Raw genomic sequence first — 12,330 nt, 5'->3', positions numbered from 1 at the left:
TTTAATAAAATGAAACTTTTGAAAGATAGAAAGGATCGTTATTTGTGAAACAAGTAAAGTTTATACATGCGGCTGATTTGCATTTGGATAGTCCGTTTAAAGGAATGGAGATGAATGTTGCGCAGTCTGTTTGGGAGAGAATGAAGCAAAGTACGTTTGAATCATTTGAGCGTATTGTTGATAAAGCGATTCAAGAGCGCGTTGATTTCGTATTACTAGCTGGGGATTTGTATGATGCGGAGACGAGAAGTTTGAGGGCGCAAGTGTTTGTGCGTGAGCAAATGAAGAGACTTTCGCAGTACGATATCCCTGTTTTTATTATTCACGGTAACCATGATCATTTAGGGGGAAGCTGGGCAGCAATTGAGTTTCCGGAAAATGTTCATGTATTTACTGAGCCTTATGTAGAAGAGAAATCATTTTATAAAAATGGTGAGCTATTAGCTTCTATTTATGGGTTTAGTTATTTGCAGCAAGCGGTAACGGATAATATGACAGCGCAGTATACGAAAATGAGTGATGCGCCTTTTCATATTGGCATGCTTCACGGAAGTGTGGAAGGAGATGCAGAGCATAATCGCTATGCACCGTTTCAAATTCGTGAGTTGAAAGAAAAACAGTTTGATTATTGGGCTCTTGGCCATATACATAAACGTGAAATTTTATCAGAAGAGCCATACATTATTTATCCAGGGAACATACAAGGTCGTCATCGTAAGGAAACAGGTGAGAAGGGTGCGTACCTTATTGAACTTACGAAACAAGGAACGCATTGCTCATTTTTCCATACGGCAGATGTTGTATGGGATGAGATTGAAGTTTGTATTGATGGACTTGAAACTGTTGATGAACTTATGACGAGCATGTCAACTGCGCTGAATGAGTGCCGAAGAGAAGAGGAAGGGACGCTTTTAACTGTCGTATTCACAGGGCAGGGCCCACTTTCTCCTTATTTGCGTGACGAAAAGCGTGTGGAAGAGATTTTTCACATTTTAGCATCTGGCGAAGAGCGAAAAGATTTCGTATATGCAATGAAGTGGAAAAATGAGACGGTTTCTTTTGCGGAAATCGAACGTTTGAAAGCGGAAAATCATTTCGTCGGTAGTGTGCTAAAGGAGCTAGAAGCTTTCACAAATATGGACGGCGTGTTGCGCACCATTTGGACATCTCCTGTAGCGCGTAATAGTATTGAATCTTTTACAGAAGACGAGAAGAAAGAGATTCAAAAGGAAGCAGAAAATATTATTTTAGAACAATTATTCCAGCAAGAGAGGGATAAAAAATGAGAATTGAAAAACTCCATATTTATGGATACGGAAAATTAGAAAATGTGGAAATGGATCTTTCCTTGCTGACGGTACTATACGGTGAAAACGAAGCGGGGAAATCGACAATTCGCTCGTTTATGAAAAGTATTTTGTTCGGTTTTCCGACGAGAGGACAGCGCCGTTATGAGCCGAAAGAAGGCGGGAAGTATGGCGGTACGATGACTGTGCAAACAGAGCAGTACGGCCGTTTGAAAATTGAACGATTGCCAAAGACGGCAGCTGGCGAGGTGACCGTTTATTTTGAAGACGGGAAAACGGGCGGCGAGGAAATTTTAAACGATATATTAAGCGGGATGAATGAAAGTTTATTTGAATCGGTCTTTTCATTTGATATGCATGGTCTTCAAAATATTCATCAGCTCGGCGAAGCGGATATTGGCAATTATTTATTTTCAGCAAGTGCAGTCGGAAGCGATGCGCTATTACAGTTAGATAAAAAGCTAGAAAAAGAAATGGATCAGCGTTTTAAACCGAGTGGGCGTAAACCGGAAATTAACGTGTCACTGCAAGAGATGAAGAAACTTGAAGAGAAGATGAAAGAGTGGCAAGGGAAAATTGGCACGTATGAAAAACAAGTCGAGCAATTAAAAGAAAGTGAAGAGAAACTTGCTTCTGTTCGCGGAGAGAAAGAGAGTGCAGAAAAGCGAAAGCAAGATTATGAAATATTAGCAGCGCTTGAGCCCCTCGTTATTGAAAAGCGTGCGTATGAGAAAGTGTTAGAAAATGAGAGCGGGCAGTTTCCTGTAAACGGAATGGCGCGCTATGAAGCGATTAAGGCGAAGATGGAGCCGCTTCAGTTACAAGTTGATTCGCTCCATAAGAAAATCGAGACAGTGCAATCGGAAATTGCCTCGATTCAAATAGATGAAGAGTTTTTACAAAAAGAAAGTTATGTAGAAGAACTTCGTATGCAACATATGTCTTACGAAAATGCACGCCAAGAAATGCGTGATATGACAGGAAGTATTGCGAATATAAAAAAAGAAATTGCAGAACTAGAACAGCAAATTGGTGCTACTTTTGAAAAGGAAGCGGTTCTTGCGTTTGACATGAGTTTGGCAACGAAAGAATTAATTACGCAAACCGTGCAAAAGGCACGTGAATTAGAAACGCAAAAAGCACAGCTTGATGATCGTTTTAAAGTAGCGCAAGAGCAATTAGAAGAACAAGAAGAAAATATAAGACAGATTCAGAAACAAATGTTAGTTGATGAAGAGCGAAATACGTTAGTTGAGAAAGAGAAATCGTTCCAAGATGCGGCGTTTATCGGTATGGGCGCAGAGAGAATGAAGCGCAAGTATGAGGAAAAAGCAGGAGCAGCTATGCAAAAGAAAAAGCAGTGGCAAAGAGTTTGTCTTCTGTTACTTCTTATTAACACGCTTGTTTTATTCACGAGTTTATTTATTGATAACCGCCCGCTCTTATTTATTAGTGTTATTGTTTTTGTAGGGATTGTTCTTGCCCTTGTTTTATATAAAGATCCGTCAAGTGGATTACAAGAAGAGCTTCTTACTCTTCAGCAAAGTGCTGGCGGGAGACAAAGTGAAGAAGCGCTGTCTGTGCGCTATCAGTTAGAAAAAGATGAAGAGATTCGGAAGCTATTTGAGCGTGAGTCTTATAAATTGCAGCAAATGGAGCGAGCTTATGATAAAGTCGTTTCATCGTATGAGGAATGGGAGAGAGAAACGTTCCAGGCGGGAGAACAAGTAGATGCATATAAAACGCGCTATATGTTCCCAGAATTTTATACGTATGCACACATATTGCCAGCGTTTGAACGTATTGAAAAAATGCAGCAATTATATCGTGAATTAGATAAGCAAGGTACGCGAAAATCTTCATTATATGAAATGATTTCGCATTTTGAACAGAAACTAGAAGCTGTTATCGGTAGTGCGGAGTATAGTAAGCTACATGGGGCACAAAGTCGTATGCAAAATGAGAAAGAGAAGAGACAAACTTGTAAGCAGTTGAAAGAGAAACTAGCTGAATGGCAAGAAGAATATGAGTTCATGCAAGAGCAACTGAAACAACTGCTAGTAGAACGAGATGCATTATGGAATATTGCAGATGCTACAGATGAAGAGATGTTTTTAGAAGCAGGTAAACTAGCGGGAAAACGTGAAGATGCTGAGAAACAAGTAGTGCGTTTATTACCGCAAATTGATCTGTTAGAACAGCGTTTAAAGAGTTTATCATTAGCTGAACATTACGAAGCTGACGGTTATGAAGAGAAATTAAAGAGAGAAATTACAGTCGTGCAAAACTGTCTGGCGCAAGAGAAAGAACTGACAGAGCGCATTGCGAAACATCGTATGGAAATTGTGAATTTAGAAGAAGGTAGTACGTACGGCGATTTAATGCATGAATGTGAAATGAAAAAAGCGCAATTGCGTGAACAAGTGAAGAAATGGGCTGCTTATGCGGCCGCAAAAACGGTGTTAACGAAAACGAAGCAATATTATCATGAAGTGCATCTGCCTCGTATTTTACAAAAATCAGAAGAGTATTTCGTCTATTTAACGGGCGGACGCTATAGTAAAATCTTTTCACCGTCAGAGGCGGAGCCGTTCATTGTTGAACGTAACGACGGTATACGTTTTTACAGTCATGAACTAAGCCAAGCGACAGCGGAGCAGTTATATTTAGCGCTGAGATTTGCACTTGCGAAAACATTTGAACATGATTACCCATTTATTATTGATGATAGTTTCGTGCACTTTGATGCGGTAAGGACGGATCGAACGATTGAACTAATAAAGGAAATCGCAAAAGATAGACAAGTCATCTTCTTTACATGTCATGCGCATTTACTCGCGTATTTTACAGAAAAACAGATTGTAAAATTAACACATAAGCGTAAAGAAAATGAGTTGTGATATGCTATACTAAAAGTAACTGATTTGGTGGAGGAATTCGAATGAAAAAGAAAATTGCAGAATATGAAGTTGGTGAACAAGTCGATGTTTTCTTGTTAATTAAAACAGCGACAAAAGGTCTAGCAAGTAATGGAAAGCCATTTTTAACAGTAATCTTACAAGATCCAAGTGGAGATATTGAAGCGAAGCTATGGGACGTATCACCAGAAGTTGAGAAACAATATGTAGCAGAAACAATCGTTAAAGTAGCTGGTGATATTTTAAACTACAAAGGACGTATTCAATTACGTGTGAAACAAATCCGTGTTGCGAATGAAAATGAAGTAACAGACATCTCGGATTTCGTAGAAAAAGCACCAGTGAAAAAAGAAGATATGGTTGAGAAAATTACACAATACATATTTGAAATGAGAAATCCGAACATTCAACGTCTAACAAGACATTTGTTAAATAAGCATCAAAACGAATTTTTAGAATATCCAGCAGCGACAAAGAACCATCACGAGTTCGTATCTGGACTAGCTTATCACGTCGTATCGATGCTAGATTTAGCGAAAGCTATTTCAAATCTATACCCATCATTAGATAAAGACTTACTATATGCAGGCGTTATTTTACATGACCTTGGTAAAGTAATTGAACTATCTGGCCCAATTTCTACAACGTATACGTTAGAAGGAAATTTACTAGGCCACATTTCTATCATGGTGAACGAAATCGGTAAAGCAGCAGACGAATTGCAAATCGATGCAGAAGAAGTATTAATTCTTCAACACATCGTCCTTTCTCATCACGGAAAAGCGGAATGGGGTAGCCCAAAACCACCATTAGTAAAAGAAGCAGAAATTCTGCATTACATCGATAACTTAGATGCAAAAATGAACATGATGGACCGCGCATTAGGACGCACAAAACCAGGCGAATACACAGAGCGTGTCTTCGCACTTGATAATCGTTCGTTCTATAAACCGACGTTCCATAATTAATAGTGTGAATAAAGTGGCCTCATTAAGTTTTAAAAGCTTAGTGAGGCTGTTTTCTTTATTAAAAATTAAATGAAATAGTTAAGAAGTACGCATGGGGTTAACGAAGAACGATTAAAACATATCTCACCACTAGAATGGGAGCATATCAACTTTAATATGGCAGATACTTAGAATCGCTTCAGCCTGTATAACAGGCCTAAAAATAAGAGTTGAAACTTGTTTAGCATCTATTTTTGTTAAAAGGTGGGAGAATTGTGCTATGATGTGGGCAAATATAAAACTATCTAAAGGAGGGATTTACATGCCGCATATTGTGTTTCGTGGAATTACTACTGAACAATTAAAACACATAAGCAAGCCATTAGTAGAAGAGCTCGCAGAGATTTGTGAGTGTGGTACGGATAATTTTACGTTGGAACTACCAAGTTCTACGTTTATATTCAATGGAGAAGAAATAGAAGCGTTTCCTCTTATTGAAGTGAAATGGTTCGAGCGTGGACAGGAAATTCGTGATCGATTTGCCAAGGCCATTACTACATATGTAATGGATTTTGGACTTCCAGAAGTAGAGGTTGTATTTACGGTTTTCACAGAATCAGCGTATTATATTAACGGGAAGCATTGTGCAAGTTAGAGCTATTATAAATGTTTTTGTAACATTTATAAGGGATAGAACCACATCGCTATCAAGCTAACTAGACAAAATACCCTCTAAAAAGAGAAAGGCGTTATTCTTTCTGAGAAATCATAGGAAAGGATAACGCCTTTATATCAATTTTAATATAATCGATTCACTTCTTTATAAAAAGTTTGGTTATTTTATTGAAGCTTATTCCACAAACACACCCGTTTGTTCACTTTTTTACTGTTTGAAAGCCATACTTTTTATATTGATTCATTTATTGGAAAAACAGAAAGTTTTAAACTCTCTCTATTACATATTTATTTTTGGAAAAATAGCCTAACTCCAAATACTAATAATACTGTGCCAGTAATACCCTCTATTGTACGGTTCACCTTTTCTTTTCTTAAAAAAGTTCTTAATTGACGTATTAGAGAGATATAAAGTAAATACCATATTGCTGTCAAAGTCGTAAATGTGAATCCCAACAAAAGAAATTGGAAGAAATGACTTTGATTACTCACAATAAATTGGGGTAGAAAACTAAGGAAAAATACAGCCGTTTTTGGGTTTAAGATTGCCGTGGTAAATCCTTGTCTAAAACTTTTAACCGTTCCAATATCCTTAGAGTTTATTTCCACTGAACCTGACATATCTTCTTTTTTAGAAAAGGCACTTTTAATTGACTTTACAGCTAAATAAATTAAATAAAATGCCCCAGCATATTTTATTAATGTAAATAGCATAGCAAATTTCATTAAGATAGCAGAGAGTCCTAGTGTAGCCATTATTGTATGGATCATCATTCCAGATACCGTTCCTAAGACGGTCTTTATCCCACCATTTCTACCATGAGAGATAGTGTTTTTTGTAACTAAAGCAAAACCGGGACCAGGCATCATTATAATAAGGAGTGCTGTAAGGATAAATAGCATATAATTTTCCATGGTATGGTATTTCCTTTCTGATTTTTAGTTTCGCTTATAGTATAGCTTTTTTCCTTAAAACATTAAATATAAAAAGTGTGATCAGGATAGTATCATAAACTTTCAAGGAGTTGTAATTGAATTATAGAGGGCTTCACTTAAATAATGTTCTTCTGTAAATGAGCGTTTTTTAATTACTTTTTCTCGGAACACTCTTAATTTTCTTTCGTTTATCGAGGGTATTAGTATCAACTTGACCAAACATTATCCAAAAATTACATTTAACATTTACGAAAGCATATTCGAATAATCATTCATTAAATTTCTTATCAATCACCAAAAATTAATTATCATAAGGAAGAGGTACGTGAACTTTTATTTAAGAAATTACTTATTCTTGAAAAAAATGAATTAACTCCCCATAAATAATTGTAAAGATATAAAATTCTATAATTCCCTCGGAGCAAAAAAGTTGTCTTTTATAGCAACGAAGTTCATTTTTATCGTTTTGGGGTAGTGTATTCTTGTTAGCTTGATGGGCATGGAGAGCTTTGAGTCTTTAGCTTGATAGTGATGTGACGCTATCCAGAAATTAATGAGTTTACACCCTAAATGTTATTCAACAAAAAATCTTGAATTCGAGATTTTTTACTTGCTTTTCAATCACTTGAGGTGTAAAGTGATAGTAACGAAAGCGATTGAGTCATATGAAAAACATATACTCAGTTGTTTTCGATTAAAAAACAAAGTAACTTATACAGTAAAAACAAAGATGAATTTACAAAAACATAATTAAGAATAAATTGAAAAGCTAAAAACCATATTAGTTGTGGGAAATGTTATTTTTTTAGTTATCACTTGACTAGTAAAACGAAACGGAGGAATAACCAATGTATAAAATTAAAGGGCATCATCACATTTCAATGGTTACGAAAAATGCAAATGAAAATAATCACTTTTATAAAAACGTGCTTGGCTTACGTCGTGTGAAAATGACAGTAAACCAAGATGATCCGTCAATGTACCACTTATTTTATGGAGATAAAACAGGAAGTCCAGGTACGGAATTATCATTTTTTGAAATTCCATTAGTAGGAAGAACATATCGCGGTACGAATGCGATTACTCGAATTGGATTACTCGTTCCTTCAGAGGAAAGCTTACATTACTGGAAAGCGCGATTTGAGGAATTTGATGTGAAACATAGTGAAATGACAACATATGCAAATCGTCCTGCTTTACAATTTGAGGATGCTGAAGGTCTTCGCTTAGTACTACTCGTTTCAAACGGAGAAAAAGTAGAGCACTGGGAAACTTGGGAGAAATCAGAAGTTCCTGCAAAGCATCAAATTCAAGGAATGGGTTCTGTGGAAATGACAGTTCGTAGACTTGATAAAATGGCGAGTACACTTACAGAAATGTTTGGTTATACAGAGGTTAGCCGTAGCGAAGAGGAAGCAATTTTTCAATCCATTAAAGGAGAGGCTTTTGGAGAAATCGTTGTGAAATATTTAGATGGACCTACTGAAAAGCCGGGCCGAGGGAGCATTCACCATTTAGCAATTCGCGTGAAAAACGATGCAGAGCTTGCCTATTGGGAAGAACAGGTGAAACAAAGAGGCTTCCAGTCTTCAGGAATCATCGACCGTTTCTACTTTAAAAGCTTATATTTCCGTGAATCAAACGGAATCCTTTTTGAAATTGCGACAGATGGACCAGGATTTACAGTTGATGGAGATGTGGAACATTTAGGAGAAAAACTTGATTTACCACCGTTCTTAGAAGATCAGCGTGCAGAGATTGAAGCGAATTTAGCACCTATTGAAGAGAAGTAATAGGAGAGAAAATATAAATTAAAAAACATTGGAGGAATATAAAATGAACCAATTAAAAGGAATTCACCACGTTACAGCGATTACAAGTAGTGCAGAAAAGAACTATGAGTTTTTCACTCACGTTTTAGGAATGCGTTTAGTTAAGAAAACAGTAAACCAAGATGATATTCAAACGTATCATTTATTCTTTGCAGATGATAAAGGTAGTGCAGGAACAGATATGACATTCTTTGATTTCCCAGGTGTTCCGAAAGGAGTACACGGTACAAATGAAATTTCAAAAACTTCATTCCGTGTTCCGACTGATGCAGCATTAGAGTATTGGGTGAAACGCTTTGACCGTCTTGAAGTAGAACATACAGGAATTAAAGAGCAATTTGGTAAGAAAACTCTTTCTTTCGTTGACTTTGATGACCAACAATATCAATTAATCTCAGATGAACTTGATAAAGGAATCGAATCAGGTACACCGTGGCAAAACGGGCCAGTACCATTAGAATATGCAATCACTGGTTTAGGACCTGTATTTATCCGTATTGCAAACTTTAGCTTCTTCAAAGAAGTGTTAGAAAAAGTTCTATTATTTAAAGAGGTTGCGCAAGAAGGGGAATTCTATTTATTTGAAGTGAACAAAGGCGGGAACGGTGCATCTGTTATTGTAGAACATAATACAGTTCTTCCTGAAGCACAACAAGGTTTTGGTACAGTGCACCATGCGGCATTCCGCGTAGAAGATCGCGCTGTATTAGAAGAATGGATTGAGAGAATCAGTAGCGTAGGACTTCCTTCATCTGGATATGTAAACCGTCACTTCTTCGAATCATTATATGCAAGAGTTGCACCACAAATTTTATTTGAATTCGCAACAGATGGCCCAGGATTTATGGGAGATGAGCCATACGAAACGCTTGGCGAAAAATTATCTTTACCTCCATTCCTAGAGCCAAAACGTGAAGAAATTGAAAAATTAGTTCGTCCAATTGATACAGTGAGAAGTACGAAGGAATTTATTAAAGCGTAAAATAGAGATAGTAAGTAGGAGAGCAAGTAGTTTTAGCGAAGTGCTGGAACTGCTTGCTTTTTTATTTGTTCTATTAAGTTTTCTGACAATTGTTTCTCAAGTCATCAAAAAGGAAAACTTTGGTATAATTAAAATATTAAATTTTCTGATAATTATTTTTCAATACATAGAAAAGGAGTGGTAATATACAATTTTGATAATTGTATAAAAATCCTAATTTTGTAATTTTGGAGAAAAGGGGATGCGAGTGTATGGGAGCAGATGTAGTAACAAGGGAGCAAATGAAACACTTATTGGATGATTGGTATCATTCAATGTTAAAACAAGATGTGGTTAAAGCAAAAGCGCTAAATGAAGAAATAGAGTCCAAGATTATTTATATTAAAGAAGATCAGTATGCAGCATTTTATCAAGCATTATTAAAATTCCGTTATCATGTGCTAATTGATAGTTTGAGTATTACAAGGAATAGTTTTGATGAAATTAATACCTTTATAATTCCTGATGACGCACTTTTAACACATTATTATCACTTATTTAAAGGTATTCATGCAATGTATATATCAAATTACATTGAGTCACAAAATCACTTTGAAGAGGCTGGGAAATTACTGAAATATATAACATCTTCGTTGGAACATGCTGAATTCAATTATAGATTTGCATATTTGTCTTATCAAACGTATAAACCATTGATGGCGATTGATCAAATACGTTTAGCAAAAGATGAATATGAAAAACATCCTGGCTATGAAGTTTGTATTGCTTTGTGTGAGAATATTTTTGCAATGGCTTGTATTGATTTAAAGCAATATGAACAAGCCGAAGAGAAGTTGAATTTGGCATTAAATGTATTTCAAAAGATAGATAATGAAAGATTTATTACAATGGTTCGTCATAATTTAGCATGGTTATATGCAAGTCAAAACCTTTCGAGTTTAGCAATTCGACATTTAGTAGAAGTAATAAAAAGTAATCCCAAACATTTCAAAGCAATGTTTGTATTAGCACGTGAATATTACAAAATTGGAAAAATCGATACTGCCGCTGAATTAATTGAAAAAGGATTAGATATATGTAATAAGATACAAAATAAAGAATTTCAGCACCGTTTTGTAATTTTAAAGGAAATGAATCAAAAGACTTCTAGTGTATTATTAGAATCCACTATTTTAAATGGGATTTTATATTTTGAGAAAGAAGGTTTGTTGGATTGTATTCAAGAATATACTGAGATTTTAGCTATGCAATTTTATAAAGAAGAAAACCATGTAAAGGCAAGTAAATATTTTTATATAAATAATCAAGCACAGAAAAAACATTTAGAAAAAGGGGCGTTGAAATAATGAAAAAAGTAGGCGTAATAGCAAAAGGATTAATTTTTGTAGGGATTCTTTCATTGGGATTTAATTTTTCTTCTACTACACAGCAAGCAGTTAATATTGGCGACGGAGGAGCACCAGCAAGACCAGACTCCGTTAACATTGGCGACACAGGAGGAGCACCAGCAGATAATAAAGGCGACGGCGGAGTAAGCCAACTATAATAACAAAGAAAGGGACTTCAACATGAAGTCCCTTTTTCTATTTTCAGGACACGTAGAGAAAAGAATTGACTTACTTTAAATGTGTAACTATAATGGTTACAGAATAACCATTAGTAATAGAAATGAGTTATATTTTTTAGTATAATTGTAACTGTTTTAGTTACAATTAAAAAGAGAACATAAAATAACCAAAAAATGTAAAAACTTTTAAATAGCAACAAGAGAAAGGAGACGGGAATGTTGAAACGGTTTAAGTTTTATTTGATTAGCGGTATTGTACTCGTGTTGTTAATTGTTTGTAACTTCGTTGATAAGCCGTTTGCGAAGGTTGGAGAAGTGAAAGATACTGTTATGATGAAGCTGAATACGAAAGAGAGTATGGCACAAATTGATGGGCAGACGATTTATTTTAAGCAAATTGGCGTGGGAAAACCTCCTTTACTTATGCTTCACGGGTTCGGTGGTTCTTCTGATGGGTTTAGTGATATTTATCCGGAACTAGCGCGAGATCACACAATTATTGCGGTTGATATTTTAGGGTTTGGACGTTCTTCTAAGCCGGTTGATTTTCAGTATTCGTTTCCTGCGCAAGTGAATTTATATTATAAGTTAATGAAGAAGCTCGGATACGATCAGTTTGCGGTACTTGGTCATTCGATGGGGGGAGAGATGTCCCTTAATTTAGCTTACCTATATCCGGATGCGGTTACCCATCTCATTTTAGCGGATTCTACAGGGATAGAGTCTTTCCAGCAAAAAGAAAGTTATGAAGCACCGCCGCTATCGACGGACTTACAAACTGTAACTGAGATTACGAATTATAATAAAAATGAAGTGAAAAATAGTCGTGATGATAAAGCGCATTATGATCAGCTTACGAAAATGAGAGAGCGCCGCATTGCGATGGAAGCAGATAAAATTAAGGTACCGACTTTAATTATATGGGGACGACATGATAAGAGTGTTTCTTGGAAAAATGGTGAACTGTATCATGGGCTATTTGCGAATAGTACGTTTCATATTATTGAAAAAGGATACCACGCACCGTTTCGTCAGGAACCAATTGAGTTTATGGAATATGTACAAACATTTTTCGCGAAGCATCCACAATAAAAATTTTAAGCATAAATCCACTTCTTTCCTCATAAAGTGAAACTAATAAGGCTTGTCTAAGGAAAGGAATGAAG

10 protein-coding genes are annotated in these 12,330 nt (G+C 36.0%); 9 read left to right on the top strand and 1 reads right to left on the bottom strand.

The window, feature by feature from the left end; all coding sequences use genetic code 11:
• Positions 1-44 precede the first annotated feature (44 nt).
• The 4 genes from H6481_RS05740 to H6481_RS05725 all read left to right on the top strand — a co-directional run bounded on the left by H6481_RS05740 (position 45) and on the right by H6481_RS05725 (position 5,827).
• Positions 45-1,286: a DNA repair exonuclease gene (locus tag H6481_RS05740; protein ID WP_182811156.1), complete on the top strand. Its 1,242-nt coding sequence runs from the start codon at positions 45-47 to the stop codon at positions 1,284-1,286.
• Positions 1,283-4,207: an AAA family ATPase gene (locus H6481_RS05735; RefSeq protein ID WP_182811154.1), complete on the top strand. Its 2,925-nt coding sequence runs from the start codon at positions 1,283-1,285 to the stop codon at positions 4,205-4,207. The genes H6481_RS05740 and H6481_RS05735 overlap by 4 nt, the downstream gene beginning before the upstream one ends.
• A gap of 41 nt (positions 4,208-4,248) precedes the next feature.
• The gene (gene yhaM / locus H6481_RS05730) at positions 4,249-5,193 is read left to right on the top strand and encodes a 3'-5' exoribonuclease YhaM (protein WP_000726652.1); all 945 of its coding nucleotides are present in this window, start codon (positions 4,249-4,251) and stop codon (positions 5,191-5,193) included.
• A 301-nt stretch (positions 5,194-5,494) separates the two neighbouring features.
• A complete protein-coding gene (locus H6481_RS05725) occupies positions 5,495-5,827 on the top strand; it encodes a DUF1904 family protein (protein ID WP_023521344.1) in 333 nt (110 codons plus the stop codon).
• 308 nt (positions 5,828-6,135) lie between these two features.
• Here H6481_RS05725 and H6481_RS05720 read toward each other — a convergent pair whose 3' ends face one another.
• Complete coding sequence (locus H6481_RS05720; protein ID WP_000433006.1) at positions 6,136-6,762, bottom strand: LysE family translocator; 627 nt, start codon at positions 6,760-6,762, stop codon at positions 6,136-6,138.
• 869 nt (positions 6,763-7,631) lie between these two features.
• Between H6481_RS05720 and H6481_RS05715 the strand changes: the two genes are divergently transcribed.
• From H6481_RS05715 to H6481_RS05695, 5 genes are all read left to right on the top strand, one after another.
• Positions 7,632-8,576: a ring-cleaving dioxygenase gene (locus tag H6481_RS05715; RefSeq protein ID WP_182811152.1), complete on the top strand. Its 945-nt coding sequence runs from the start codon at positions 7,632-7,634 to the stop codon at positions 8,574-8,576.
• 43 nt (positions 8,577-8,619) lie between these two features.
• Positions 8,620-9,597, top strand: a complete 978-nt coding sequence (locus H6481_RS05710) for a ring-cleaving dioxygenase (protein ID WP_071731873.1) — start codon at positions 8,620-8,622, stop codon at positions 9,595-9,597.
• A 251-nt stretch (positions 9,598-9,848) separates the two neighbouring features.
• A complete protein-coding gene (locus tag H6481_RS05705; protein WP_071731874.1) occupies positions 9,849-10,943 on the top strand; it encodes a hypothetical protein in 1,095 nt (364 codons plus the stop codon).
• On the top strand, positions 10,943-11,143 hold the full coding sequence (locus tag H6481_RS05700; RefSeq protein ID WP_182811150.1) for a Phr family secreted Rap phosphatase inhibitor: 201 nt from the start codon (positions 10,943-10,945) through the stop codon (positions 11,141-11,143). The genes H6481_RS05705 and H6481_RS05700 overlap by 1 nt, the downstream gene beginning before the upstream one ends.
• Positions 11,144-11,380: 237 nt before the next feature.
• Positions 11,381-12,256, top strand: a complete 876-nt coding sequence (locus tag H6481_RS05695; protein WP_182811148.1) for an alpha/beta hydrolase — start codon at positions 11,381-11,383, stop codon at positions 12,254-12,256.
• Positions 12,257-12,330: the final 74 nt, after the last annotated feature.

The organism is Bacillus sp. ME78, assembly GCF_903970865.1.
GTDB classification, from domain to species: Bacteria; Bacillota; Bacilli; order Bacillales; family Bacillaceae_G; genus Bacillus_A; species Bacillus_A cereus.
Note: the sequence above shows the minus strand (reverse complement) of the source record. Positions and strands in the feature narration are given on the sequence as shown.